General features: G+C 60.0%; 22 protein-coding genes and 1 pseudogene. 11 read left to right on the top strand and 12 right to left on the bottom strand.

Features of this window, described 5'->3' with window-relative positions:
* Nucleotides 1-43: 43 nt before the first annotated feature.
* The 4 genes from aspS to JFT58_RS14695 all read right to left on the bottom strand — a co-directional run bounded on the left by aspS (nt 44) and on the right by JFT58_RS14695 (nt 3,319).
* Nucleotides 44-1,819, bottom strand: coding sequence for an aspartate--tRNA ligase (gene aspS, locus JFT58_RS14710; RefSeq protein WP_005790914.1), 1,776 nt, complete (start codon nt 1,817-1,819; stop codon nt 44-46).
* A 108-nt stretch (nt 1,820-1,927) separates the two neighbouring features.
* Complete coding sequence (locus tag JFT58_RS14705) at nt 1,928-2,149, bottom strand: FmdB family zinc ribbon protein (protein WP_003193872.1); 222 nt, start codon at nt 2,147-2,149, stop codon at nt 1,928-1,930.
* A 162-nt stretch (nt 2,150-2,311) separates the two neighbouring features.
* Nucleotides 2,312-2,665 (bottom strand): ribbon-helix-helix domain-containing protein, encoded by a 354-nt coding sequence (locus JFT58_RS14700; protein ID WP_034128584.1) that lies wholly within the window; start codon nt 2,663-2,665, stop codon nt 2,312-2,314.
* Nucleotides 2,666-2,845: 180 nt separating this feature from the next.
* Entirely contained in the window at nt 2,846-3,319 is a 474-nt protein-coding gene (locus tag JFT58_RS14695; protein ID WP_003193874.1) for a Dps family protein, read from the bottom strand.
* 427 nt (nt 3,320-3,746) lie between these two features.
* Here JFT58_RS14695 and JFT58_RS30590 point away from each other — a divergent pair, with 427 nt between their 5' ends.
* Nucleotides 3,747-4,349 carry a cold-shock protein gene (locus tag JFT58_RS30590; protein WP_003193875.1) on the top strand — a complete coding sequence of 201 codons (603 nt, stop codon included), beginning with the start codon at nt 3,747-3,749 and terminating at the stop codon, nt 4,347-4,349.
* Between the two features lie 73 nt (nt 4,350-4,422).
* On the opposite strand, the gene JFT58_RS14685 is transcribed toward JFT58_RS30590, so the two are convergent.
* Nucleotides 4,423-4,629 (bottom strand): SlyX family protein, encoded by a 207-nt coding sequence (locus JFT58_RS14685; protein ID WP_005790924.1) that lies wholly within the window; start codon nt 4,627-4,629, stop codon nt 4,423-4,425.
* A gap of 3 nt (nt 4,630-4,632) precedes the next feature.
* Nucleotides 4,633-5,058 (bottom strand): HIT domain-containing protein, encoded by a 426-nt coding sequence (locus JFT58_RS14680; RefSeq protein WP_054898003.1) that lies wholly within the window; start codon nt 5,056-5,058, stop codon nt 4,633-4,635.
* A 740-nt stretch (nt 5,059-5,798) separates the two neighbouring features.
* Between JFT58_RS14680 and JFT58_RS14675 the strand changes: the two genes are divergently transcribed.
* On the top strand, nt 5,799-7,079 hold the full coding sequence (locus tag JFT58_RS14675) for an OprD family porin (RefSeq protein WP_034128586.1): 1,281 nt from the start codon (nt 5,799-5,801) through the stop codon (nt 7,077-7,079).
* A 182-nt stretch (nt 7,080-7,261) separates the two neighbouring features.
* Here JFT58_RS14675 and JFT58_RS14670 read toward each other — a convergent pair whose 3' ends face one another.
* Both JFT58_RS14670 and JFT58_RS14665 read right to left on the bottom strand, forming a co-directional pair.
* Nucleotides 7,262-8,104 (bottom strand): mechanosensitive ion channel family protein, encoded by an 843-nt coding sequence (locus JFT58_RS14670; RefSeq protein WP_054898004.1) that lies wholly within the window; start codon nt 8,102-8,104, stop codon nt 7,262-7,264.
* A 136-nt stretch (nt 8,105-8,240) separates the two neighbouring features.
* Nucleotides 8,241-8,726, bottom strand: coding sequence for a YajQ family cyclic di-GMP-binding protein (locus JFT58_RS14665; protein WP_003193880.1), 486 nt, complete (start codon nt 8,724-8,726; stop codon nt 8,241-8,243).
* Between the two features lie 123 nt (nt 8,727-8,849).
* Between JFT58_RS14665 and JFT58_RS14660 the strand changes: the two genes are divergently transcribed.
* Genes JFT58_RS14660 through JFT58_RS14650 form a run of 3 tightly spaced genes read left to right on the top strand, consistent with a single transcriptional unit; the run spans nt 8,850 to nt 12,431 of the window.
* The gene (locus JFT58_RS14660; RefSeq protein WP_054898016.1) at nt 8,850-9,767 is read left to right on the top strand and encodes a putative 2-dehydropantoate 2-reductase; all 918 of its coding nucleotides are present in this window, start codon (nt 8,850-8,852) and stop codon (nt 9,765-9,767) included.
* Between the two features lie 46 nt (nt 9,768-9,813).
* A complete protein-coding gene (locus JFT58_RS14655; RefSeq protein ID WP_054898005.1) occupies nt 9,814-11,850 on the top strand; it encodes a sensor histidine kinase in 2,037 nt (678 codons plus the stop codon).
* Nucleotides 11,851-11,852: 2 nt separating this feature from the next.
* Nucleotides 11,853-12,431, top strand: a complete 579-nt coding sequence (locus tag JFT58_RS14650) for a cob(I)yrinic acid a,c-diamide adenosyltransferase (protein ID WP_032895497.1) — start codon at nt 11,853-11,855, stop codon at nt 12,429-12,431.
* 110 nt (nt 12,432-12,541) lie between these two features.
* Here the strand turns inward: JFT58_RS14650 and JFT58_RS14645 are convergent, their stop codons facing one another.
* The 3 genes from JFT58_RS14645 to secA form a co-directional block, all read right to left on the bottom strand.
* Complete coding sequence (locus tag JFT58_RS14645) at nt 12,542-13,486, bottom strand: Nudix family hydrolase (protein WP_047711674.1); 945 nt, start codon at nt 13,484-13,486, stop codon at nt 12,542-12,544.
* A 143-nt stretch (nt 13,487-13,629) separates the two neighbouring features.
* Nucleotides 13,630-14,847: a bifunctional glutamate N-acetyltransferase/amino-acid acetyltransferase ArgJ gene (argJ, locus tag JFT58_RS14640; protein ID WP_054918425.1), complete on the bottom strand. Its 1,218-nt coding sequence runs from the start codon at nt 14,845-14,847 to the stop codon at nt 13,630-13,632.
* Nucleotides 14,848-14,971: 124 nt separating this feature from the next.
* Entirely contained in the window at nt 14,972-17,707 is a 2,736-nt protein-coding gene (gene secA, locus JFT58_RS14635) for a preprotein translocase subunit SecA (RefSeq protein ID WP_014719726.1), read from the bottom strand.
* A gap of 306 nt (nt 17,708-18,013) precedes the next feature.
* On the opposite strand from secA, the gene JFT58_RS14625 reads away from it, so the two are divergent.
* Entirely contained in the window at nt 18,014-18,469 is a 456-nt protein-coding gene (locus tag JFT58_RS14625) for a DUF721 domain-containing protein (protein ID WP_034128591.1), read from the top strand.
* A 4-nt stretch (nt 18,470-18,473) separates the two neighbouring features.
* Here the strand turns inward: JFT58_RS14625 and JFT58_RS14620 are convergent, their stop codons facing one another.
* A complete protein-coding gene (locus tag JFT58_RS14620) occupies nt 18,474-19,952 on the bottom strand; it encodes a helicase HerA-like domain-containing protein (RefSeq protein ID WP_054898007.1) in 1,479 nt (492 codons plus the stop codon).
* A gap of 205 nt (nt 19,953-20,157) precedes the next feature.
* Between JFT58_RS14620 and JFT58_RS30780 the strand changes: the two are divergent.
* The 5 genes and pseudogenes from JFT58_RS30780 to JFT58_RS14600 form a co-directional block, all read left to right on the top strand.
* Nucleotides 20,158-21,189 (top strand): annotated as a pseudogene (locus JFT58_RS30780) (HAMP domain-containing protein); the annotation flags it as partial.
* A gap of 93 nt (nt 21,190-21,282) precedes the next feature.
* Nucleotides 21,283-22,047: a methyl-accepting chemotaxis protein gene (locus JFT58_RS30775; RefSeq protein ID WP_370694806.1), complete on the top strand. Its 765-nt coding sequence runs from the start codon at nt 21,283-21,285 to the stop codon at nt 22,045-22,047.
* 221 nt (nt 22,048-22,268) lie between these two features.
* Nucleotides 22,269-23,390 (top strand): glycosyltransferase family 4 protein, encoded by a 1,122-nt coding sequence (locus tag JFT58_RS14610; protein ID WP_054898008.1) that lies wholly within the window; start codon nt 22,269-22,271, stop codon nt 23,388-23,390.
* Nucleotides 23,383-24,135: a DUF2334 domain-containing protein gene (locus JFT58_RS14605; RefSeq protein ID WP_054898009.1), complete on the top strand. Its 753-nt coding sequence runs from the start codon at nt 23,383-23,385 to the stop codon at nt 24,133-24,135. The genes JFT58_RS14610 and JFT58_RS14605 overlap by 8 nt, the downstream gene beginning before the upstream one ends.
* Nucleotides 24,123-25,232 (top strand): lysylphosphatidylglycerol synthase transmembrane domain-containing protein, encoded by a 1,110-nt coding sequence (locus JFT58_RS14600; RefSeq protein WP_054898010.1) that lies wholly within the window; start codon nt 24,123-24,125, stop codon nt 25,230-25,232. The genes JFT58_RS14605 and JFT58_RS14600 overlap by 13 nt, the downstream gene beginning before the upstream one ends.
* The last annotated feature ends 24 nt before the right edge of the window (nt 25,233-25,256 follow it).

Here is a 25,256-nt window from a genome sequence, read left to right as displayed (position 1 = left end):
TTTTTGACTGCGTACAACCTTATCGCGCTTTCACGCTGCAGCCTTACTCAGCCTTCGGCGTCTCGCGCAGGCGGATGTGCAGCTCGCGCAGTGCCTTGGCATCAACCACACCCGGAGCCTGGGTCATGACGTCCGCAGCGCTCTGGGTTTTCGGGAAGGCGATCACTTCACGGATCGACTGGGCGCCGGTCATCAGCATCACCAGACGGTCCAGGCCGAACGCCAGGCCACCGTGCGGCGGCGCACCGTATTTCAGGGCGTCGAGCAGGAAGCCGAATTTCTCTTCCTGTTCCGCTTCGTTGATGCCCAGCAGGCGGAAGACCGCTTGTTGCATCTCTTTGCGGTGGATACGGATCGAACCGCCACCCAGTTCAGTACCGTTCAACACCATGTCGTAGGCACGGGACAGCGCGCCTGCAGGGTTGGCTTCCAGCTCTTGCGGGGAGCACTTCGGTGCGGTGAACGGGTGGTGCAAGGCGCTGAAGCTGCCGTCGTCGTTCTCTTCGAACATCGGGAAGTCCACAACCCACATCGGCGCCCATTCGCAGGTCAGCAGGTTCAGGTCGTGACCGAGCTTGATACGCAGCGCGCCCAGGGCCTCGCTGACGATCTTGGCCTTGTCGGCACCGAAGAACACGATGTCGCCGTCAACCGCACCGACGCGATCGAGGATCGTGTTCAGGTTGGCTTCAGGGATGTTTTTCACGATCGGCGACTGCAGGCCGTCGACACCGTTGGCGCGCTCGTTGACCTTGATGTACGCCAGGCCCTTGGCACCGTAGATGCCGACGAACTTGGTGTAGTCGTCGATCTGCTTGCGCGGCATGCTCGCGCCGCCAGGCACACGCAGGGCGGCGATGCGGCATTTAGGATCGTTGGCCGGGCCGCTGAACACCTTGAAGTCGACGTCCTTGAGCTGGTCGGCCACGTCCACCAGCTCCAGCGGGTTACGCAGGTCTGGCTTGTCGGAACCGTAGCGGCGCATGGCTTCTTCGAAGGTCATGTGCGGGAATTCGCCGAACTCCAGGTCCAGGACTTCCTTGAACAGGTTGCGGATCATCTGCTCGGTCAGGCCCATGATCTCTTTTTCATCGAGGAAGCTGGTCTCGATGTCGATCTGGGTGAATTCCGGCTGGCGATCGGCACGCAGGTCTTCGTCACGGAAGCACTTGGCGATCTGGTAGTAGCGGTCGAAACCAGCCACCATCAGCAGTTGCTTGAACAGCTGCGGCGATTGCGGCAAGGCGAAGAAGCTGCCGGCATGGGTACGGCTCGGTACCAGGTAGTCGCGCGCGCCTTCCGGGGTGGCCCGGGTGAGGATCGGGGTTTCGACGTCGAGGAAGCCGTTTTCATCCAGGAAGCGGCGGATGCTGGTGGTCATGCGCGAGCGCAGGCGCAGCTTCTCGGCCATTTCCGGACGACGCAGGTCCAGGAAACGGTAGCGCAGGCGAGTTTCTTCGCCCACGTCGGAGTATTCGTTGAGCGGGAACGGCGGGGTTTCCGACTCGTTCAGCACTTCCAACTCATAGCCCAGCACTTCGATGCCGCCGGACGCCATGTTCTTGTTCACGGCACCGGCCGGACGCAGGCGTACCTTGCCGGTGATCTTCACTACGTATTCGCTGCGCACGCGGTCGGCGGCGGCGAAGCTTTCGGCGCGGTCCGGGTCGAACACTACCTGGGCCAGACCATCACGGTCGCGGATATCGAGGAAGATTACCCCGCCGTGGTCGCGGCGACGGTGAACCCATCCGCAAAGGGTGATTTCCTGACCTTCCAGGGTCTCGTTCAGTTGGCCGCAATAGTGGCTGCGCATCATGGTCGTGGTTTCACTTCTCGTAATTCGAAATTCGGTGGCAGGCCCGCCTCGTCACCGCACATTAAAGCAGGGGACGGATAATGCAGGAGCCTGCGCGTAGAGTTCAACTCAGTCTGCTTTGTCGCCGCCGGCCAGGTTCTTCTTGGCACCGGTCTTGAAATCAGTCTCGTACCAGCCGCTGCCGCTCAGGCGGAAGCCCGGCATGGACAACATCTTCTTCAACTCAGGTGCCTGGCAGGCAGGGCAATCGACCAGCGGCGCGGCGCTGATCTTCTGAATGGCTTCCAACTGATGACCACAGGAAGCGCATTGATAGTCGTACATGGGCATGGAGATGTCTCGGCGATCAGATCGTTACAGCGCCACGCCCTGCCCTGTGCATAAAGCCCGGCATGCGCAGCAAAGCGCGGGATTATATCTGGTAAATCAATACAGCGCAGCCGGCTTTGTGCCCAGGACCCGGCCCGTCGGGCTGAAGGCCCGGCCATCGGACTACTGCGCGAGCGTATCCCCGGACGTGAGGGCGCCCCGACCTTTGAGGACGTGAACCACGCACACCACCCTCACCAGCCCACTGAAGTTCTTCACGCCTCCGTAACGCAAATGCACTTCCCGATCGACATAGGACAACAGCGCACTGACCGAACAGGTATTGAGCCTGGCGATTTCCGTCAGGATATTCCAATAGATCTGTTCAAGCCGCAGGCAGGTAGAAAACCCATTGAGCCTGACCGAACGGGACAGTGGCTTGGCCAGCCCCATATCAAAACCCTTGGTAAAAGGGTCGACCTTTATCTTGTGAAAACCACAGGCTTCCATCATTCCCTTACCCACTCCACGTGACATACACCTGACACTCCATTGCCAAACAGCAGCCAATGGGCTTCTCCCATTGGACGATGGCCTATAAAACAGCAGCCAGCGCAGAGCAGCCAGAAGACGGGGAGTTGTTAGTTGTAGGACAACGCCAGGAAGCGCAGGGAAACCAGCAGGCGGCGCCGAAAAGGCGCCGCCTGGGTTCGACAGTTACTGGTTTTCAAGCAGGGAGCGCAGCATCCACGCGGTTTTCTCATGAACCTGCATACGCTGGGTCAAGAGGTCCGCCGTCGGCTCATCACTGACTTTGTCGAGCAATGGGAAGATGCCTCGCGCGGTACGCGTGACTGCTTCCTGACCGGCCACCAACTGCTTGATCATCTCTTCGGCGCTCGGCACCCCCTCTTCTTCCTTGATGGAAGACAGGCGGGCGTAAATCGAATAGGCACCCGGCGCCGGGAAGCCCAGGGCACGGATACGCTCGGCGATGGAGTCCACTGCCAGCGCAAGCTCGTTGTACTGCTCTTCGAACATCAGGTGCAGCGTACGAAACATGGGGCCTGTGACGTTCCAATGGAAATTGTGGGTCTTCAGATACAGAACATAGGTATCGGAGAGTAGGCGGGAAAGTCCGTCGACGATGGATTTACGGTCTTCTTCACTGATACCAATATCGATTGCCATGTGTTTCCCCTTCAATTGACGAGCATTCATTGATCAGGTGCAGTTCCACTCTAGCAAGAGAGTGCGCCACGTGCAGCCCGACACACTCGGGCTGCATGCGGCAAATCGCCCCGCACCGACTGCGGGATCTGACTTGGCAAGCCTATTTACCTGTAGGAAGGGTCTAGGCCACCACTGAAAAAATCCCGCACCTGTCTAGGACAAGCGTTTGACGCAGAAATGCCTTGGCCGTGGCAACACCCCGAAATGCTTGATTTGAGTAGGCACAGCCTTTGCTGTTAAATAGACGCGGTGTGGCTGCCGTTTATTCCTGCGGCACGTCACATAGGCTGATACCCGCGCACGTGCTCAACGCCTCCCATTGTTCAGAAGCGAACCGTGCCAGTCAGCTCTTCCTTGTGATCCGTCTTAACGTGAGTTAACCAAAATGTTGAAAATCGTCCACCTGCTAACGGGCGTCGCAGCCTTGCTGCTGTCCTTTATTCCGAGCCTGCAGCCTGAAAGCCTGCCCTACCTGGAACAACACGACGCCCTGTACCTGGCCTTGTTCGGCCTTCTTAACCTGACGCTCGCGCCGGTAATCCCTTACTGGAACAAAGGCACGCGTCATCAACTGCAAAACCTGGTCAGTGCGCTGCTGGTGCTGACTGTTGTCGTACAAACCCTCACCCTCCTGGCGCCCATGCCTGAAGTCGGGGGCCATCCGGCCATCCTGCTCAGCCTGGTGATCGCTGTGGTCGCCATCGTTCTTCACCTGGCCATCAGCTTCTACCGCTCGTCTCCAGCGGCCGCGTCGCAAAACTATGACATGACCAACCGGGATACCGGGACCGTCAAGTGGTTCAACACCTCCAAGGGCTTCGGCTTCATTTCCCGCGACTCGGGCGACGATATCTTCGTCCACTTCCGAGCCATTCGTGGCGAAGGCCATCGCGTCCTGGTCGAAGGCCAGCGCGTAGAGTTCTCGGTGATGAACCGTGACAAGGGCCTGCAAGCCGAAGATGTCATCGCTGCCCTGCCGCGTCGCTGATCCCAGCCCTCGCAGCAAAAAAAAACCGCGATCCAGCCTTGGCTGGGTCGCGGTTTTTTTATTGCTTGCGCACTCAATAGTGTGGCGGCGGCGCTTCCTCTTCGGATGACTCGAACTGCCCGCCCATTTCTTCCTGGCGCTTGAGCAATGCAGTCATTTGCAATTGCAGACGTTCGACGGCCCGCTGCTGGGTGACCAGGATGTCGTTGAGGGTCTCAATGGTGTCGTCCTGGAAGGCCAGGCGGCTTTCCAGGTCGGTGACGCGTTCTTGCAGGTCCATGGTTCAGTCCTGGGTAAAGATGAAGTCGGCAGGCAATAGCTCGCGCAATCGGCTGCGAGTCGCGGCCACCTGCTCTTCGGTGTAGGGCCGGGCCGGGTGCTTGCCCCACACCGGGGCTGGCCAGGCGGCGTCGTCGCGCTTGCGCACAATCACATGCACATGCAACTGGCTGACCACGTTACCCAGCGCGCCGATGTTCATCTTGTCGGCCGCCAGCCCGTCGTTAAGCAGCTGCGCCAGGGCCGTCGTTTCTTGCCACAAGGTTTGTTGATCTGCGACATCCAGTTGAAACACTTCGCTGATACCTTCGATGCGCGGCACCAGGATGAACCAGGGGTAATTGGCGTCATTGGACAGCAGCAGGCGACAGAGCGGGAAGTCCCCAATGGCCAAGGTATCTTGTTGCAGGCGTTGATCTAAGGCGAACACGTGGCACTCCGTTCGGCAGGTCGGTAACAGGTGCCCAGCATACCTTCGAATGCCCAAGGCTTCACGGGCAATGCTGGCGGCCTTGAGGCAACCAGGCAAAAAGATGCACCCTTTAGAGGCAACAGCCCAGGTGAGCAACGCTAGGCCGGGCCTCAACGGGATGCACCAAAATAACCCACCTGTGCCTCAAAGGGATCCGCCGATTACCCACTGATAAGGGTCAACCGGTAACGTTTTACCCAGGTACAGGATTCAGGTACCACCGAACCGGGGTAACACCCTGGCGTCAAGCCCAACCGAAATGGCGTAAAACCCCCGTGCTTATGCGGTTTTTACAGGCTCATCACACTTTTCACGAAAAAATGACATTCGGTAAGTGGTTTGAGCACGCTTGTTGCATTCACCCCCATATCGTCGGCAACGACACCCGTTTGGACACAGGTGTTTCGCGATAAAAATAGTGGCGTTTCAATGTGTATCAGGGATGCGTTCAAACTTTGAAAGAAGTCTGAAAACAGCATTGAAGTTGTCAGCCTGGATACATTTCAGGCTGTGAATTTGCGACATGGATCTAGCGATTTACGACAGCCTCGTAAAGAAGCTGAAAGGATAATTGAGTAAGTATCGTCAATAGGGTCTGCGTGAGATAACTTTGCGCCGACACAAAAAGAAAGAGCCGCCCAGATAAAAATACAGGTGGGACGGCAGTACTCTTCCTAAAACCAAAGGAGCAAATCACGATGCGCGTGATGAAGTGGAGCATGATCGCCCTGGCTGTTTCAGCAGGCACCTCGCAGTTCGCAATGGCGTCCGCCCAGGACGATTCCAAGGGCTTTGTTGAAGACAGTACGTTCAGCATCAATACTCGCGCGCTGTACTTCAGCCGTGACTTCCGTAACAACCCGTCGGGCCCAGGCTCCAAGAGCCGTGCTGAAGAAACCGGCCTGGGCTTCAATGCCCTGTACGAATCGGGCTTCACCCAAGGCACCATTGGTGTCGGTGTCGACGTGATCGGCCTGATGGGCGTCAAGCTCGACAGCGGCAAGGGCCGCGCCGGCACCGGCCTGTTCCCAACCGGTTCCGACGGTCGCTCGCAAGATGACTATTCCAAAGGCGGCGGCGCGGTGAAGTTCCGCATCTCCAACACTGTGCTGAAAGTCGGTGACCAATACACCACAGCCCCAGTGTTTGCCTCCGACGACAGCCGCCTGCTGCCAGAGCTGCCGCAAGGTATCTCCATCACCAGCAACGAAATCAAGGGCCTGAAGCTTGAAGGCGGTCACTTCACTTCCAGCGTCGCGCAGAACCAAACCTACCACGACAGCCTGGGCCTGACCAAAACCGACTTCGTCGGCGGTGTGTATGCCTTCACTCCAGAAGTCACCGGCAGCCTGTACTACGCGAAAACCGAAGATTACTTCCGCAAGTACTACAGCAACCTGAACTGGACCCACGCCCTGAGCGATGATCAGTCGTTCGCCCTGGACTTCAACATCTACGACACCAAGAGCGACGGCGCCGGCCTGCAACGCGCAGAGAAAGATGGCGTGACCAAGCTCGACAACCGCGCCTTCAGCTTGCAGGGCGCGTACACCATCGGTGCTCACACCTTCACCCTGGCAGCCCAGAAAGTCACCGGTGACGGCGACTACGGTTACGGCGTAGACGGCGGCGGCACTGTGTTCCTGGCCAACTCCATCGCCCGTTCCGACTTCAACGCCGAAGGCGAAAAGTCCTACCAGGCGCGTTATGACATCAACATGGCAACCTTCGGCATTCCGGGCCTGAGCTTCATGACCCGTTATGTAACCGGTAGCGGCGCCAATACGGGCACCACCTCGAATGGCAAAGAGTGGGAACGCGACATCGAAGCCAAGTACGTGATCCAGAGCGGCCCGGCAAAAGACCTGAGCCTGCGCCTGCGTCAAGCGACTTACCGTTCCGGTGATGGCGTGTACTACGGTTCGCCGTCGATCGACGAGCTGCGTCTGATCGCCAACTACCCGCTGAACATCTTGTAATTGCCGGTTCAATTACAACGATGACTTGAGGCTTCGGCCTTAAACAAAAAGCCGCTCCTCTGTTTAAACAGGGAGCGGCTTTTTTATTGCAGTTTTATTTCAATCAACCAAACAACTAGCAAGCTAAGTAACTATTTTTTCAAAGCTGACCTTTCGGCCAACTTCGATAGCATCACGCCAAGTTACTTCGGCGCACTTTCCTGCATCACTCGAATAACCCGTTGCGGAAACGGAATATCAATCCCGGCCGCTTTCAAACGGTCACGCGCCAGCTCATTGAACATAAACATCACGTCCCAATAATCCGGTGTGTTGGTCCAGCAACGCAGGGAGACGGTGATGGAACTGTCGCCCAAGGTCGACACCACCGCCACGGCGGCAGGGTCCTTCAGTACACGCGGGTCTTCAGCCAAAGCCAGCAGCACTTCACGGGCCTTCTGCAGGTCCGCCTCATAGTCCACACCCACGTCAAACACAACCTTGCGGGTCGGCTGGCGGTTGGTGTTGGTGATAAGGCCGTTGGACAGGCTGCCGTTGGGAATGATCACCGTCTTGTTGTCGCCGGTGCGCAGCACCGTGTGGAAGATCTGGATGCTGTCGACGGTACCCGAGGTACCCTGGGCTTCGATCCAGTCACCGATACGGAACGGGCGGAACAACAGAATCAACACGCCGCCGGCAAAGTTCGCCAGGCTGCCTTGCAAGGCCAGGCCGATTGCCAGGGTAGCGGCACCGATCGCCGCAACGAACGAGGTGGTGGCCACACCAATCATCGAGGCCACGTTGACCACCAGCATGACTTTGAGCGCGATGTTAGCAAGGCTGGTGATGAAGTGTTGCAGTGCCAAGTCAGCGTTACGCATGGCCAGCAGACGGCCCACGCGGTGAGTCAAGACGTTGATCAGCCACCAGCCGATGGCCAGGGTGACCAACGCCAGCAATACGCGGCTGCCATATTCCATGATCATGGGGAGCCAAGACTGGGAGGTCTTGATCAGGTGATCCATTTCAGCGTTCAAATCCATCTACTTTCTCCTGTTGTGCGGCGATAAGGCTGTATTGACTGCCTGAAAACGCAATTGAGCCCCGAAGGGCTCAATTGTAGGCACTGATGCTGGGGCGTGGGACGCCAAAAGTGCCCACAGGTTCCCCAAAGTGCCATCAGTCGCGGAAGTTATTGAACTGCAGCGGCATGTCAAATGTCTTGGCGCGCAGGGCCGCGATGGCCTCTTGCAGGTCGTCACGCTTCTTGCCGGTGACACGAACCTGCTCGCCCTGGATGGCGGCCTGGACCTTGAGCTTGGCGTCCTTGATGTGCGCCACGATCTTCTTGGCCAGCTCTTTGTCGATGCCTTCCTTGAGCACGGCTTCCTGCTTCATCAGTTTGCCTGAGGCGTAGGCGTCCTTGACTTCCAGGCACTGCACGTCGATCTTGCGCTTGACCAGGGCCAGCTTGAGGATCTCGATCATCGCTTCCAGCTGGAAATCGGCTTCAGCGGTCAGGTTGACGGTCAGTTCCTTTTCCTTGAATTCGAAGCTGCCCTTGCCTTTCAAGTCATAGCGACGGTCCAGTTCCTTGACGGCGTTCTCGACGGCGTTGGTGACTTCGTGTTTGTCCAGTTCAGATACCACGTCGAACGAAGGCATGTGATTTCTCCAATATAAGGGGCGGGCTCAGTAGAGATGGAGCGCGCCCGAGCTAAAATGCCGGGGCATTATAGCGGTTCTTTCGCGCCGTTCACCGCTGGCGACCTTATGGAGTACACACTGATGTCGACCCCGTGGCATATTCTTGGCGCCGGCAGCCTGGGCACCCTCTGGGCCACGCGGCTGGCACGTGCGGGGGTGCCCGTCAGGCTGATTCTGCGCAATGAGGCGCGCCTGGCCGACTATCGAGCCGGCCAAGGGCTGACCCTGGTCGAGCAGGGTGTGGAACAGACTTACCCGGTAGTCGGTGAAACGCCTGACAGCCCGGAGCCGATTCATCGCCTGCTGGTCGCGTGCAAAGCCTACGATGCTCAAAGCGCTATCGCCCAGTTGCACCCTAGACTTGCGCCCGACGCCGAACTGATCCTGCTGCAAAACGGCCTTGGCAGCCAGGACGCAGTGGCTGCACAAGTGCCGTTGGCCCGTTGCATCTATGCCTCAAGTACCGAAGGCGCGTTTCGCGAAGGCGACTGGCGGGTGGTATTTGCCGGCCATGGTTACACCTGGCTGGGGGATGCGAGCCACCCCACGCCACCGCTGTGGCTGAACGACCTGCAAGCGGCCGGCATTCCCCACGATTGGGCCAGTGATATCCTCACACGCCTGTGGCGCAAGCTGGCGCTCAATTGCGCCATCAACCCGCTGACCGTGCTTTACCAGTGCCGCAACGGCGGTTTGCAAGCCCACGCGTGTGAAGTGGCAACCTTGTGCGCTGAATTGGCCGAGCTGCTGGAATGCTGCGGCCAACCTGCTGCCGCACAGGACCTGCACAGCGAAGTGCAGCGGGTGATCCAGGCCACGGCGGCCAATTACTCGTCCATGCACCAGGACGTGGCCAACCACCGACGTACCGAGATCAGCTACCTGCTGGGCTATGCCTGCCAGGCGGCGGCCCGCCATCAATTGGTGTTGCCGCACCTGCAACAGTTGCAAGCGCGCCTGGTCGAATATCTGCGCACACGCGGATTGGCCAGCGACTGAGGCACGCGCTACCCTGCCTACCTGTCTATCACCTGGGAAACCCCTGATGCCATTGCGCCAGCGTCTTGAAAATCTACCGGTAGGGCAGAAACTGCTGGCGGCCCTGCTGGTGTTGTTGACCACCGTATTGCTGGTGGCCAACCTGACGTTTATCAGCGCCGCCTACTGGATCTCCCAGGAAAGCATGGCCCCCCAGGCCTTGCAGTCCATTGGTCGACTGGTGTCCAACCCCGCGCTTGCCGCCGAGGCCCTTGAGTCTCCGACCAAGGCCGAGGCGCTGCTCAATGAGCTGACCAGCTATTCACCGTTGCGCGCCGCCGCTTTGTACGATGGCGAAGGCAACCGCCTGGCGCAGATGCAGCACGGCGACCGCCTGCACCTGCCGGACCACTACCGGCATATCGAAGCGTGGCGCCTCACTGAATTTCGCAGCAACCAGGTCATCACCCTGCCCCGTGGCACTCAGCCTTCGGGGCATTTGTTGCTGGTGGCCAGCAGTGAGCTGCCGGTGGCGTTCTATACCGGCACGCTGACCGCCAGCCTGGGCATCCTGATTTTCAGTGTGTTGTTGTGGCTGGTCATCGCCCGGCAGATCAAACGCCTGATCACACGGCCAATTCATGAACTTGAAGAACTGTCCCGCCAGGTGACCCGCGAGGAGAACTACGCTTTACGCGCCGGGCGTGGCAACCGTGATGAAATCGGCAGCCTGGCCGAAGCGTTCAACACCATGTTGTCGCGCATTGAAGCCCGCGAGCAGCAACTCAAACGCGCACGCGACGACTCCCAGGCTGCGTATGACCAGGCTCAGGGCCTGGCCGAAGAAACCCGGCATACCAACCGCAAGCTGGAACTGGAAGTCCAGGTACGCAGCAAGATCGAGAAAAAGCTCACGGGCTTCCAGAACTACCTGAACAGCATCATTGACTCGATGCCCTCGGCGCTGATCGCCCTGGACGAACAACTCTATGTCACCCAGTGGAACCAGGAAGCTACCGCCCTCTCCGGTACGCGTCTGGACGAAGCCCTGAACCAGCCGGTGTTCCTGGCCTTCCAGCCGCTCAAGCCGTACCTGCCACAGATCAAGGCCACCGTGGAGCAGCACACAGTGGAGCGGATAGAACGGGTCACCTGGATCAAGGACGACGAGCCCAAGCATTATGCGCTGACGTTCTACCCGTTGATGGGCGGCGCCGGGCGCGGTGTGGTGATCCGAATCGACGACATCACCCAGCGCCTGTCCCTGGAAGAAATGATGGTGCAATCGGAAAAAATGCTCTCCGTGGGCGGCCTGGCCGCAGGTATGGCCCATGAGATCAACAACCCGTTGGGCGCGATCCTGCATAACGTGCAGAACATTCGGCGGCGCCTGTCCCCCGAGCTGCCCAAGAACCTTGAACTTGCCGAACAGGTGGGCATCGAGCTGGAGACGGTCAACCGATACCTGCAAGGCCGCGAAGTCCCGCAACTGCTCGACGGCATTCAGCAGGCCGGGGCGCGTGCCGCGAAAATCGTTACCCACATGCTCAGCTTCAGCCGCCGCAGCAATCGCCAGATGGCGCCCTGTGATTTGCCAGCGCTGATCGACCAGGCCGTGGACATCGCTGGCAACGACTTCGACCTGACCATTGGTTTCGATTTCAAGGGCCAGGCGATCATCCGCCAGTTCGATCCGCAACTGGGCCCGGTACCCGGCACCGCCAACGAGCTGGAACAAGTGCTGCTCAACCTGTTGAAGAACGCCGCCCAGGCCATTCACCTGCGTGAAGACGACAGCGAACCTGGGCGCATTATCCTGCGCACCCGTCTGAACCCGCCGTGGGCAGAAATCCAGGTAGAAGACAACGGCATAGGCATGAGCGAAAACGTGCGCAAGCGCACGTTCGAACCCTTCTTTACCACCAAGGAAATCGGCCAAGGTACCGGGCTTGGGCTGTCAGTGTCGTATTTCATCATCACCAACAACCACAAGGGCCAGATGGAAGTGCATTCCACCCTGGGCCAGGGCACCTGCTTTACCTTGCGCCTGCCTTTGGCCGGCAGCCAATTGCCCCCCACTGAACTTACCCAACTGGAGCACTGACCATGGGCTTTCGCCTGTCGAAGATCTACACCCGTACCGGCGACAAAGGCGAAACCGGCCTCGGCGACGGCCGCCGCGTGCCCAAGGACCATCCACGCGTGGAAGCGATTGGCGAGGTGGATACCCTGAACAGCCAACTGGGCCTGCTGCTGGCCAACCTTGAAGAACAAAGCGGCAAGCACCCGGCGTTGAAGGACGTGATTGAAGTGCTCACGCCTTGCCAGCACCGTCTGTTTGACTTGGGCGGTGAACTGGCGATGCCGGTATACAAGGCGCTGAATGCGGCGGAAGTGGATCGGCTGGAAGCAGCGATTGATCGCTGGAACGAGGAAGTCGGGCCGCTTGAGAATTTCATCCTGCCCGGCGGCTCAGCCCTGATTGCCCAGGCCCATGTGTGCCGCAGCCTGGCGCGCAGCGCCGAGCGCCGCTGTCAGCACTTGAATGCGGTGGAGCCACTGGAGGGTGTGGGGTTGGCGTACATCAATCGGTTGTCGGATTTGCTGTTTGTGGCGGCCAGGGTGATTGCCAAGCGCCAAGGCGTTGCGGAAGTGTTGTGGCAGGCGGCGGCCAAGCCACACTGACCTGATCGCTCCCACGCTCTGCGTGGGAATGTATCAAGGGACGCTCCGCGTCCAAAACATGACGCAGAGCGTCACAGGAGGCATTCCCACGCAGAGCGTGGGAATGATCATCACACCTGCGGCCAGAACGCTCGAATACCTGCCACACCTTGCGCACCAGCCTCCCAGGCCTGCTCCCGCTGCGCCGGCCCAACCCCGCCCAACAGAAACACCGGCTTGCTGAACCCGGCGATCAACTGCTGCGCCTGCTCCCACCCCAACGGCTGGGCATCCGGATGGGTCTGGGTCGGCTGCACCGGCGACAGGGTGACGAAATCCACGTCCATCATTTCTGCCAGGGCCAGCTCTTCCGCGTTGTGGCACGAAGCCGCCAGCCAACGGTCTTTGGGCAGTGGGCGGCCCTTACTGGCGTATTTGCGCAACTGCGCCGAGGTCATGTGCCAGCCGGCAGCTGGGAAATCCCCCAGCCACTCGAACGGCCCCTTGAGCATCAATTGCGCCTTGCCGGCACACAGGCCCACCGCATCTACCGCCAGGTCACGGTATTTGGGGTCATAGCCGTTGGGCGCACGCAGTTGAACCAGCTTGATGCCACCGGCAATAGCCTTCTGGATACCGCGCAACAGCGTCGGGGTTTCCAGCTCGCCAGGGGTGATCAGATATTCGGCGGGCAAGCGTGCCGCGGCGACAATCGGCGCATTCGCCGCCGGGAATTCATAGTTGACCAGGTCCCGCGGTGCCACCCACGCCAACGGCTGCCCTTCAGCGCCATGGGGCTCGCCGGTAAAAGCCGAGACTTCCCAGACATCCAGCAATACCTGCTTGTCCGGATAGTCATGTTGCACCTTGATCAGCGGCCGCGCCGTAGTGACCTGGATGCCCAGCTCTTCCTGCAATTCACGGGACAAAGCCGTGGCAACCGACTCATCAGCCTCCACCTTGCCGCCGGGAAACTCCCAGAGCCCGCCTTGATGCTGAGTATCGGCACGGCGCGCCAGCAGGATCCTGCCATCGACACCGCGGATCACCGCTGCTGCTACATGCACTCGTTTCACGCCACTGCTTCCTCTCGTCGTAGCCCTTTGTAGGAGCGAGCTTGCTCGCGAAGAACGTCAACGATAACGCGTGCATCCAGGATAACCGCGATGGCATTGAGTTTTTCGCGAGCAAGCTCGCTCCTACAGGGGGAGGGTCATTTTCAGGTACGGTATTCCGCGTTGATCTTCACGTACTCGTGGGACAGGTCGGTGGTCCAGATGGTTTCGCTGCAGTCACCACGACCCAGTTCGATACGGATGGTGATTTCTTCCTGCTGCATCACCGCCGAGCCCTGGGCTTCGGTGTAGGTTTCGGCGCGGGCGCCACGGCTGGCGATGCACACGTCACCCAGGAACACGTCGATCTTGCTCACGTCCAGGTCCGGCACGCCAGCACGGCCGACAGCCGCGAGGATACGGCCCCAGTTCGGGTCCGAAGCAAACAGCGCGGTCTTGATCAGCGGCGAGTGCGCCACGGTGTAGCCCACATCCAGGCATTCCTGATGGTTGCCGCCACCGTTGACTTCAACAGTGACGAACTTGGTCGCGCCCTCGCCGTCACGCACGATGGCCTGGGCCACGTCCATGCACACTTCAAACACTGCCTGTTTCAACGCCGCGAACAATGGACCTTCGGTGGAAGTGATTTCCGGCAGGTTGGCCTGGCCGGTGGCGATCAGCATGCAGCAGTCGTTGGTGGAGGTATCACCGTCGATGGTGATGCGGTTGAACGACTTGTTGGCGCCGTCCAGCATCAGGCGTTGCAGCACATCACGGGAGACTTTGGCGTCGGTGGCGATATAACCGAGCATGGTGGCCATGTTCGGACGGATCATGCCTGCGCCCTTGCTGATACCGGTGACGGTGATAGTCACGCCCTCATGCACGAACTGACGGCTCGCTCCTTTTGGCAAGGTATCGGTGGTCATGATGCCGGTAGCCGCAGCCGCCCAGTTATCCACAGACAGATCATCGAGCGCGGCTTGCAGGGCGCCTTCGATTTTTTCCACCGGCAGCGGCTCACCGATCACACCGGTGGAGTACGGCAGCACCTGGCTGGCATCGACGCCGGTCAACTGGGCCAGCTTGGCGCAGGTGCGCGCCGCCGCCACCAGGCCGGGCTCGCCGGTGCCCGCGTTGGCGTTGCCGGTATTGGTCAGCAGGTAGCGAATCGACCCGGCCACGCGCTGCTTGGCCAGAATCACCGGCGCGGCGCAGAAGGCATTGAGGGTGAACACGCCCGCCACGGTCGAGCCTTCCGCACAACGCATCACCACCACATCCTTGCGCCCCGGGCGCTTGATGCCCGCCGAAGCGATACCGAGTTCAAAACCGGCAACCGGGTGCAACGTGGGCAAAGGACCAAGACCAACAGCCATGAATGCGCTCCTCAAAAATAGGTGATGTCTGTGCCGTCGCTATCGACGGTGGGAATTAATGGCAAAACGCCGCGACGGCAAAGGCCGGTCGCGGCGCGGGGTGTTGCAGCGTCAGGCGAAAATCTTATTCGATCTGGCCGTGGCAGTGTTTGAATTTCTTGCCCGAACCGCAGTAGCACAGCTCGTTGCGGCCCAGCTTCTGGTCATTCCGAACCGGGGTCTGGGCCAGGGCCACATCGACCTCTTCACCCAATGCTTCAGGCTCATCCAGGCCCGGCGCTTCGTCATGCTGGAACTGCATGCGCGCCGCCAGTGCTTCGGCTTCCTGACGCAGGCGTGCTTCTTCCTCGATCGGGTCTTCGCGACGCACCTGAACGTGGGACAGCACGCGGATCGAATCGCGCTTGATCGAATCCAGCAATTCGGAGAACAGCGTGAACGACTCGCGCTTGTACTCCTGCTTCGGGTTCTTCTGGGCGTAGCCACGCAGGTGGATACCGTGGCGCAGGTGGTCCATGGTCGACAGGTGGTCTTTCCACAGGTCATCCAGCACGCGCAATACGATCTGTTTCTCGAAGGTGCGCAGAGCTTCGGCACTCGCCTGCTCTTCTTTCTCGTTGTACGCCGCCAGCAACTCGGCCATCAGTTTTTCGCGCAGGGTTTCTTCATACAGGTGGTCGTCTTCGTCCAGCCATTGCTGAACCGGCAAGTCCACACCGAAGTCGCTCTTCAATGCCGCTTCCAGGCCGGCAACATCCCACTGCTCAGGCAGCGACTGTGGCGGAATATGGGCGCTGACAGTGGCGTTGAGCACGTCCTGACGGAAATCAGCGATGGTCTCGCCAATGTTGTCGGCGGCCAGCAACGTGTTACGCATGTGATAGATCACTTTACGCTGTTCGTTGTTGACGTCGTCGAACTCGAGCAGTTGCTTGCGAATATCGAAGTTGCGGCCTTCTACTTTGCGCTGGGCCTTCTCGATGGCGTTGGTCACCATGCGGTGCTCGATCGCTTCACCGGACTGCATGCCCAGGGCTTTCATGAAGTTCTTCACCCGGTCCGATGCGAAGATACGCATCAGGCTGTCTTCCAGCGACAGGTAGAAACGGCTGGAACCGGCATCACCCTGGCGGCCGGCACGGCCACGCAGTTGGTTGTCGATACGACGCGATTCGTGACGCTCGGACGCGATCACCTGCAAGCCACCGGATTCCAGCACAGCCTGGTGACGCTTCTGCCAGTCGGCCTTGATCTGGGCGATCTGCTCAGGCGTCGGGTTGTCGAGCGAGGCCACTTCCACTTCCCAGTTGCCGCCCAACAGGATGTCGGTACCACGACCGGCCATGTTGGTGGCGATGGTCAGTGCGCCTGGGCGACCGGCCTGGGCAATGATCTCGGCTTCTTTTTCGTGGAACTTGGCGTTCAGTACCTTGTGCTCGATGCCTTCCTTGTTGAGCAGGTTGGACACGTGCTCGGAGGTCTCGATGGTGGCGGTACCCACCAGGATCGGACGGCCCTTGGCCATGCCGTCCTTGATGTCGTTGATGATCGCCGCGTATTTCTCTTCGGCGGTCAGGAACACCAGGTCGTTGTAGTCTTTACGCGCCAACGGTTTGTTCGGCGGAATGACCATCACGGCCAGGTTGTAGATCTGGTGGAATTCGAACGCTTCGGTGTCGGCCGTACCGGTCATGCCGGACAGCTTGTTGTACAGACGGAAGTAGTTCTGGAAGGTGGTGGACGCCAACGTCTGGCTTTCGGCCTGGATGTTGAGGTGTTCCTTGGCTTCGATGGCCTGGTGCAGGCCTTCGGACAGACGACGACCGGGCATGGTACGACCGGTGTGCTCGTCAACCAGTACCACCTGGCCGTCCTGCACGATGTATTCGACGTTGCGATGGAACAGCTTGTGGGCGCGCAGGCCAGCGTACACGTGGGTCAACAGGCCCAGGTTGTGCGCCGAGTACAGGCTTTCGCCTTCGGCCAGTTCGCCGATCTGGGTCAGCATTTCTTCGACAAACTGGTGACCGGCTTCGTTGAGTTCGACCTGGCGGGTCTTCTCGTCGATGGTGAAGTGACCTTCTTTGGTCACCACGCCTTCCACTTCCTCGATGTGCTGCTCAAGACGCGGGATCAACTTGTTGATCTCGGTGTACAGGCGCGAGCTGTCTTCGGCCTGGCCGGAGATGATCAGCGGGGTACGGGCTTCGTCGATGAGGATGGAGTCGACTTCGTCGATCACGGCAAAGTTGAGTTCACGCTGGAATTTTTCATCCATGCTGAACGCCATGTTGTCGCGCAGGTAATCGAAACCGAATTCGTTGTTGGTACCGTAGGTGATGTCGCAGGCGTACGCGGCGCGCTTCTCTTCCGGCGGCTGGAACGGCGTTACCACGCCGACGGTCAGGCCGAGGAATTCATACAACGGGCGCATCCAGTTGGCGTCCCGGCGAGCCAGGTAGTCGTTCACCGTCACAACGTGCACGCCCTTGCCGGACAGTGCGTTGAGGTAAACGCCCAGGGTTGCCACCAGGGTCTTGCCTTCACCGGTGCGCATTTCGGCAATCATGCCTTCATGCAAGGTCATGCCGCCGATCAACTGGACGTCGAAGTGGCGCATGCCCATGACGCGCTTACCGGCTTCACGGGCAACCGCGAAGGCTTCGGGCAGCAGCTTGTCGAGGGTTTCACCTTTGGCTATGCGGGCCTTGAACTCTTGGGTCTTGGCGCGCAATTGCTCGTCCGACAGAGCAACCATCTGCTCTTCGAAGGCATTGACCAGCTGCACCGTCTTGAGCATGCGTTTGACTTCGCGCTCATTCTTGCTTCCAAAAAGTTTCTTTAACAAAGGCGCAAACATATCGGCAGGTTCTTCCACACATAGGGATGGAGGGCGCACCGTGAGTGGCCCGAGCAGCCCTCACGGCCGCATTGCGAACGCGCATTCTACCCGGAATCGTGGGTGAGGAAAGTGGCGTTGTTCCCTGAGACAGGCACGGCATAGTGAGAGGGCATGTTTAAAATAAGGGCTTTTGCTGGAACTTCAACCCACCAGGCGCAGAAGTTACTTATTGATTTGACGGAGAAAGCCCTGCCGACGCAGAGCCTCAGGGCATACAGGCGCTTTCTGCTAAGATAGCCGCTCTGTTACCTAAGGTGTCTAAACATGGCATTTCGCCCTCTCACAGCCCGCGCGCCCGGCGCGTTGCTCCGCGAAGCCAAACCGCTGAAAGCTATCTTCGGCCAGGCGCAACGCTTGGGCCATCTGCAACGCCTGCTGGAAAGCCAACTGCAGCCGGCCGCCCGGGAACATTGTCACGTCGCCTCCTGGCGTGAAGGCAACCTGCTATTAATTGTCACCGATGGGCATTGGGCGACCCGCTTGCGCTACCAACAGAAGCGCTTGCAGCGCCAGTTGATGGCGTTCGACGAATTTGCCAATTTGACGCGCATTCAGTTCAAGGTACAGCCACCCACCGTGCCGCAAGGCGCAGTGGGGCATACCATGGACCTGTCGGAAACGGCCGCCGAAACCCTTCAGGCCACTGCTGAAGGGATCAACGACCCGGGGTTGCGCGCTGCCCTGGAACGGCTGGCCGCCCATGCCCGGCCCAAAGCCTGAAGCGCTATTTGCGTTTGCTGCCGCCCAGCAACGAACCCAGCAACCCCCGCACCAACTGGCGCCCCATCTGATTGGCGGCCTGCTGCATGGCTGATTTCAACGCCTTGCCCGCCGTGGTCCCCAGGAATGCACCCGCCTTGTCGGTGAAGCTCGGCTCTTCGGCGGCCGGAGCAGCCTGCTCGGCAGGCCCAAGCTCCTTGCGGGCCATCAGCACCTCATAGGCAGACTCACGATCCACTGGTTTGTCATAGCGCCCCAACAGCGGCGAACTGGCAACCAACGCTTTACGTTCGGCTTCGGTGAGCGGCCCGATCCGCGATTGCGGGGGAGCAACCAGTACGCGCTGGACGACTTCCGGCGTGCCCTTTTCCTGCAAGGTTCCCACCAATGCCTCACCAGTGCCCAATTCTGTAAGCACTGACAAGGTATCGAATGTCGGGTTGGGCCGAAAACCGTCCGCCACCGCTCGCAAGGATTTCTGCTCTTTGGCGGTGAATGCGCGCAAACCGTGCTGGATGCGCAGGCCCAGTTGCGCCAGTACCGTATCCGGCAGGTCGCCCGGCGACTGGGTGACGAAGTACACGCCAACCCCTTTGGAACGGATCAGGCGCACCACTTGCTCCAGGCGCTCCTGCAAGGCTTTTGGCGTATCGGCGAACAACAAGTGCGCTTCATCGAAAAACAACGCCAGCAACGGTTTGTCGGCATCGCCGCGTTCCGGCAATTGTTCGAACAACTCTGCCAGCAGCCATAACAGGAAGGTCGCGTAGACCTTCGGCGCTTCATGCACCAGGCGGCTGGCGTCCAGCAGGTGGATGCGACCACGCCCATCACTGGCGGGCTGCAAAATATCCTCCAGTTGCAGGGCCGGCTCGCCAAACAAGGCTTCGGCGCCCTGCTGCTCCAGCACCGCCAGGCGTCGTAACAAGGCCTGGCTGGAACCGGTGGTCATCAAGGCGGCGTCTTCGCCCAGCAGTTCCGGGTGATAGCGCAGGTGATTGAGCAGTGCCTTGAGGTCCTTGAGGTCCAGCAGCAACAGGCCTTCGCGGTCGGCCACTTTGAACGCCGCATAGAGCGCCGACTGCTGGCTGTCGGTGAGTTCCAACAGGCTGCCGAGCAAGAGCGGGCCCATTTCACTGATGGTGGTGCGCAACGGATGACCGGATTGGCCGTGGATATCCCACAGGGTGACCGGGTACGCCTGGGCCGTGTAATCAAGGAAGGGCATACCGGCGATGCGCTCGGCCACTTTGCCCTGGGGGTTGGCGGCGGCGCCCAGGCCGCAGAGGTCGCCTTTGATGTCGGCAGCGAACACCGCCACGCCCGCATCACTGAAGGCTTCCGCCAGGCGCTGCAAGGTGACGGTCTTGCCGGTGCCTGTGGCGCCGGCGATCAACCCATGACGGTTGGCCAGGCGCATGGACTGGGCGATGGGCTGGCCGTCAAGGCCTGCACCGATAAGCAGTTGTGTGGAGTCAGGCATTTCGTCACCTATGGTTAATCTTTAGTGCCGCGAGGTCGATATAGACGGATGTAAGCCCGACAAAGACTAAAAAACGGTCAGATAATTCCGATACGGACCAACGGAGCTATCACCAGAAATACCACACCTTTTTTAACGCTGCCATTTCGCGCCTCCCGCATTGGATGCGCCTCGGATATTAAGACCTTAGCGGACCCTTCAAGCCATGAACAAAAATCTGCGCTTCAGCCACAAGATCCTGCTTGCAGCCTCCCTTATCGTCATCGCCGCCTTTGCGTTGTTTACCCTCTACAACGACTATCTGCAGCGCAACGCGATTCGCGACGACCTCAACAATTACCTGCACGAGATGGGCGACGTTACCGCCAGCAACATCCAGACCTGGCTCACCGGGCGTATCGCCCTGGTGGAAAACGCCGCACAGAACATCGCCATCAACCCTGAAAAAACCGTCGTCGCCAGCCTGCTGGAGCAGAAAGCGCTGACTTCGTCATTCATGGCGACCTACGTCGGTGACAGCCAGGGCACGTTCACCATCCGCCCTGACACCAAGATGCCCGACGGCTTCGACCCGCGTGTTCGCCCCTGGTACAAGGGCGCCCAGGCCAGTAATGGCTCGACCCTGACCGAACCCTATATCGACGCGGCGACCGGGCAACTGATCATTTCTGTCGCCACGCCCAGCGCCAAGGGTGGCCAGAGCATCGGCGTAGTCGGCGGCGACCTGAGCCTGCAGACCCTGGTGGACAACATCGGCGCGCTGGATTTTGGCGGCATGGGTTATGCGTTCCTGGTCAGCGCCGACGGCAAAGTGCTGGTGCACCCGGATAAAGCCCTGGTGATGAAGACCCTGGCGGACGTTTATCCAAAAGACACGCCGAAGATCAGCGGCGACTTCAGCGAAGTGCAAGCCAACGGCAAGACCAATATCGTGACGTTCACACCGATCAAGGGCCTGCCATCGGTGAACTGGTACCTGGGCGTTTCGGTGGACAAGGACAAGTCTTTCGCCATGCTCAGTGAGTTCCGCACCTCGGCGGTGATCGCCACGATCATCGCGGTGGTGATCATCATCGCCCTGCTCGGCATGCTGATCCGCGTCTTGCTGCAACCTTTGCACCTGATGACCCGCGCCATGCAAGACATTGCCGACGGTGAAGGCGACCTGACCCGCCGCCTGACCATCCAGAACAATGATGAATTCGGCACCCTGGGCAATGCTTTCAACCGCTTCGTCGAGCGCATTCATACCTCGATTCGCGAAGTGTCTTCAGCCACCGAGCACGTCAATGAAGTGGCCCTGCGGGTGGTCAGCGCCTCCAACTCGTCGATGGTCAACTCTGACGAACAGGCCAACCGCACCAACAGCGTCGCTGCCGCCATCAATCAACTGGGGGCCGCAGCCCAGGAGATCGCACGCAACGCCGCCCAAGCCTCCAGTCAGGCCAGCGATGCCAGGCACTTGGCCGAAGACGGCCAGCAGGTGGTTGAACGCAATATCAAGGCGATGACGCAGTTATCCAGCATGATCAGCACCTCAAGCACCAATATCGAAGCACTTAACAGCAAAACGGTGAATATCGGCCAGATTCTTGAGGTGATCACCAGCATTTCCCAGCAAACCAATCTGCTGGCGCTCAATGCGGCGATCGAAGCGGCGCGCGCGGGGGAAGCCGGGCGTGGATTTGCGGTCGTGGCCGATGAAGTGCGCAACCTCGCTCATCGCACTCAGGAGTCGGCGCAACAGGTGCAGACGATGATCGAAGAGCTACAGGTGGGTGCCCGGGACTCGGTGACTACCATGAGCGAAAGCCAACGCCACAGCCTGGACAGCGTGGAAATCGCCAACCTGGCCGGCGAGCGCCTTAACAGCGTGACCCAGCGCATTGGCGAGATCGACGGCATGAACCAGTCGGTCGCCACCGCAACGGAAGAACAAACCTCGGTGGTGGAGTCGATCAATATGGACATCACCGAGATCAACACCCTCAACCAGGAAGGGGTGGAAAACCTGCAATCGACCCTGCGCGCCTGCTCGGACCTGGAACAACAGGCCTCGCGCTTGAAGCAATTGGTGGGCAGCTTCCGGATCTGAGGTGCCCCCACCTTAATCCACCTGTAGGAGCGAGCTTGCTCGCGAAAAACGTCAACGATAACGCGGGCTGCCTGAAGAAACGCGGAGTCTGTGAGTTTTTCGCGAGCAAGCTCGCTCCTACAGCGTGCGTTTGTCCACTCCCGCCACCGTCATGCTGCGAATCTAAACCGAACATCTATCCTTACCTCAGGTCCATCTAGGGAGAGCAATGGATCGGAGGGATGTTCATCGTGCATATCGCTGACATAACCATGTTCTACGCCCCGGCCAGCGGTGGCGTACGCACTTACCTTGACGCCAAGCACCGGCGTCTGGCGCTCAAGCCGGGCATTCGCCATAGCCTGTTGATTCCTGGCGCACACTTGAGCGAGCAGGACGGCATCTTCAAAGTACCGGCGCCCGCCCTGCCCTTCGGCAAAGGCTATCGCTTCCCCCTTCGTTTGGCGCCTTGGCGAAATGTCCTGCACGATTTACAGCCCGACCTGATCGAAGTTGGCGACCCTTACCTGACCGCCTGGGCCGCGCTGGATGCCCGACGCCAATTGGATGTGCCGGTCATCGGCTTTTACCACTCCGACCTGCCACTGCTGGTGAGCAACCGCATGGGGCCTTGGTTTACCCCCAATGTTGAAGCCTATGTGCGCAAACTCTATGGGAATTTTGACCGAGTGCTCGCCCCCAGCCAGGTAATGGCCGACAAGCTCATCGGGCTTGGCGTCAGAAATGTCTTCGTACAACCCCTGGGCGTAGACCTGCAAACCTTCACCCCTGAGGTACGTGACCCCGGCCTGCGCGCCGAACTGGGGATTGGCGAAGACACTCGGCTACTGATCTTCGCCGGGCGCGGCTCCAAGGAGAAAAACCTGCCGGTGCTGCTCAACTGCATGAAACGCCTGGGGGAAGGCTACCACTTGCTGCTGGTGGGCTCCGGCATGCCGGCCAGCGTGCCAGACAATGTCACCGTGATTGACGGATTCCGGCCCGCCCAACATGTAGCTCGGCTGATGGCCAGCGCCGACGCCTTACTGCATGGTGGTGACCAGGAGACCTTCGGCCTGGTGATCCTGGAAGCCATGGCCTGCGGTATTCCAGTGGTCGCCGTGGCGGCCGGGGCCTTTACCGAGATTGTCGACGAGCGTTGTGGCCTGCTGTGCGCGCCAAACAACCCCAAGGCCATGGCCGAGGCGGTGCGCGAGCTGTTCAGTACCGACAGCCGACGCCTGGGTGCTCAGGCTCGGCGCCATGTCGAGCAGCATTATGCGTGGGACACGGTAGTCGACAGCCTGCTGGGGCATTACTGCGCCGTGCTGGGCAGCCATGAACCGATGCTCGCCCATGGCTGAGCGCGCGCTGATGCTGGTACTGCACGACGTGGCTCCGCACACCTGGGCCGACTACCGGCCGTTCGTCGAGGCCGTCGATGCACTGGGCCACGTGCCCATCACTTGGCTGGTGGTGCCAGACTTCCATCACCATGACGACTTGGCCGCCCACCGCGATTTTCGGCGCCTGCTCGACAGCCGTGTCGCCAAGGGCGATGAGCTCACCTTGCACGGTTACTACCATTGCGACGACCAACCTCGGCCGCGTACGCCAAAAGAATGGTTTATGCGACGCATCTATACCCACGAAGGCGAGTTTTACCAGCTGTCCGAAGCCGAGGCGTTGCGGCGGTTGACCGCCGGCATTGAGGTATTTGAGCGCAATGGCTGGCCGCTGCATGGCTTTGTTGCGCCCGCCTGGTTGATGAGCGACGGCACCCGGCAGGCATTGCGCCAGTTGCCGCTGAGCTACACCAGCGACCCACAACATCTTTATCGCCTGCCGGACTTCACGCCTATCAACGCCCCCGGCCTGGTGTGGAGCGCCCGCAGCGGCTGGCGCCGGGGATTGTCCAAAATCCTCAGTGATCGCCGTGAACAGCGGTGGCAGGAGGCCCCGCTGATCCGACTGGGTTTGCACCCGGTGGACATGCGCCACAGGTTTTCCCGCGATTATTGGCTAGACACCCTGCAACGCCTGCTCAACACGGGGCGCGTCCCCCAAACCAAGGCCGCCTGGCTGGCGACGCAGCCATGGGCCGACTGATCTGGTTAGTGTTGGCGCTCTTGGTGGCGCTGGTGATCCCATTGTGGCTGGGCGGCGGCGAAAGCATTGCGCGCCTGCGCCAGTTTCCCTTGCCCCAGTTACTGGGGATGTTCGCCATGATCATTGGCTGCTGGCTGATCAACAGTCTGCGTATCCGCCTACTGCTTGGCGAGCATCGCGGCGAGTTAGGCCCGCTTAAAAGCCTTGGCGTGGTGATATCCACCGAGTTCGCCATGTGTGCAACACCCGGCGGCAGCGGCGGGCCGTTGACCCTGATGGCCCTGCTGGCACGCAATGGCATCCGCCCCGCCCAAGGCAGCGCGGTGTTTGCCATGGACCAGTTGAGCGACCTAGTGTTTTTTCTCTGCGCACTGGTGGGGATCTTGCTATATGCGCTGTTCCATAGCCTCAGCCCGCGCCTGGAGTGGTTGCTGGGGCTCAGCGCCGTGTCGATGGTGGGTGGGGTAATCAGTGGCTGGGCCGTGGTGCATTTTCACCGACGGCTGATTCGCCTGGCGGGTTTGGTACTCAAGGCCATGAAGGTCAGTGCTATCACCCGCCGACGCTGGGCACGCCGGTTGCTGCGTTTTCTTGCGGCGTTCAGCGCCACCCTGAAACTACCCCGCAGCACCTTGCTTGGGGTCTTTGCGCTGACCAGCCTGCATTGGCTGCTGCGTTACAGCGTGCTGTACCTGGCGCTGCGCGGGTTGGGGGGCGAGGTGCAGTGGGCCTGGAGCTTTCTGATCCAGATGTTATCCCTGACTGCCGGGCAGTTCAGCCTGGCGCCAGGCGGGGCCGGCGCTGCGGAGTTGACGTCAGCGGCACTGCTGGCGCCCATGGTGGGCACATCCACAGCGGCTGCGGCGATTCTGATCTGGCGCGCGGTGACCTACTACTTCTATTTGCTGGCCGGTGCGCCAGTGTTTCTATTGATGGTCGGCAAACCGCTGCTCAAGCGTCTTTTTCAGGGGCGGCAGGCTGCTCATCCTGCGCCTGTGTCTGTTCCCATAAACGCGCCGCGCCTGGAAAATCAGTACCATCCTCGGCATCCAGCGCGTCCGGGTCGTAACGACTCAAACAGCCCTCGCCCAAGGTAGCAGGCGCCCGTGAGGTGGCTTTAT

The organism is Pseudomonas sp. MF6767, from assembly GCF_016405475.1.
GTDB lineage: Bacteria > Pseudomonadota > Gammaproteobacteria > Pseudomonadales > Pseudomonadaceae > Aquipseudomonas > Aquipseudomonas paracarnis.
This window is presented reverse-complemented; position numbering and strand designations above follow the sequence as displayed.

Excerpts from the sequence above, each read along its gene's own strand:
- aspS (WP_005790914.1), bottom strand. The coding sequence starts at position 1,819 with ATGATGCGCAGCCACTATTGCGGCCAACTGAACGAGACCCTGGAAGGT.
- JFT58_RS14700 (WP_034128584.1), bottom strand. The coding sequence starts at position 2,665 with ATGTCACGTGGAGTGGGTAAGGGAATGATGGAAGCCTGTGGTTTTCAC.
- JFT58_RS14675 (WP_034128586.1), top strand. The coding sequence starts at position 5,799 with ATGCGCGTGATGAAGTGGAGCATGATCGCCCTGGCTGTTTCAGCAGGC.
- JFT58_RS30590 (WP_003193875.1), top strand. The coding sequence starts at position 3,747 with ATGTTGAAAATCGTCCACCTGCTAACGGGCGTCGCAGCCTTGCTGCTG.
- JFT58_RS14665 (WP_003193880.1), bottom strand. The coding sequence starts at position 8,726 with ATGCCTTCGTTCGACGTGGTATCTGAACTGGACAAACACGAAGTCACC.
- JFT58_RS14650 (WP_032895497.1), top strand. The coding sequence starts at position 11,853 with ATGGGCTTTCGCCTGTCGAAGATCTACACCCGTACCGGCGACAAAGGC.
- JFT58_RS30775 (WP_370694806.1), top strand. The coding sequence starts at position 21,283 with ATGGTCAACTCTGACGAACAGGCCAACCGCACCAACAGCGTCGCTGCC.
- JFT58_RS14600 (WP_054898010.1), top strand. The coding sequence starts at position 24,123 with ATGGGCCGACTGATCTGGTTAGTGTTGGCGCTCTTGGTGGCGCTGGTG.
- JFT58_RS14695 (WP_003193874.1), bottom strand. The coding sequence starts at position 3,319 with ATGGCAATCGATATTGGTATCAGTGAAGAAGACCGTAAATCCATCGTC.
- JFT58_RS14655 (WP_054898005.1), top strand. The coding sequence starts at position 9,814 with ATGCCATTGCGCCAGCGTCTTGAAAATCTACCGGTAGGGCAGAAACTG.
- JFT58_RS14685 (WP_005790924.1), bottom strand. The coding sequence starts at position 4,629 with ATGGACCTGCAAGAACGCGTCACCGACCTGGAAAGCCGCCTGGCCTTC.
- argJ (WP_054918425.1), bottom strand. The coding sequence starts at position 14,847 with ATGGCTGTTGGTCTTGGTCCTTTGCCCACGTTGCACCCGGTTGCCGGT.
- JFT58_RS14670 (WP_054898004.1), bottom strand. The coding sequence starts at position 8,104 with ATGGATTTGAACGCTGAAATGGATCACCTGATCAAGACCTCCCAGTCT.
- JFT58_RS14705 (WP_003193872.1), bottom strand. The coding sequence starts at position 2,149 with ATGCCCATGTACGACTATCAATGCGCTTCCTGTGGTCATCAGTTGGAA.
- JFT58_RS14605 (WP_054898009.1), top strand. The coding sequence starts at position 23,383 with ATGGCTGAGCGCGCGCTGATGCTGGTACTGCACGACGTGGCTCCGCAC.
- JFT58_RS14625 (WP_034128591.1), top strand. The coding sequence starts at position 18,014 with ATGGCATTTCGCCCTCTCACAGCCCGCGCGCCCGGCGCGTTGCTCCGC.
- JFT58_RS14660 (WP_054898016.1), top strand. The coding sequence starts at position 8,850 with ATGTCGACCCCGTGGCATATTCTTGGCGCCGGCAGCCTGGGCACCCTC.
- JFT58_RS14620 (WP_054898007.1), bottom strand. The coding sequence starts at position 19,952 with ATGCCTGACTCCACACAACTGCTTATCGGTGCAGGCCTTGACGGCCAG.
- secA (WP_014719726.1), bottom strand. The coding sequence starts at position 17,707 with ATGTTTGCGCCTTTGTTAAAGAAACTTTTTGGAAGCAAGAATGAGCGC.
- JFT58_RS14610 (WP_054898008.1), top strand. The coding sequence starts at position 22,269 with ATGTTCATCGTGCATATCGCTGACATAACCATGTTCTACGCCCCGGCC.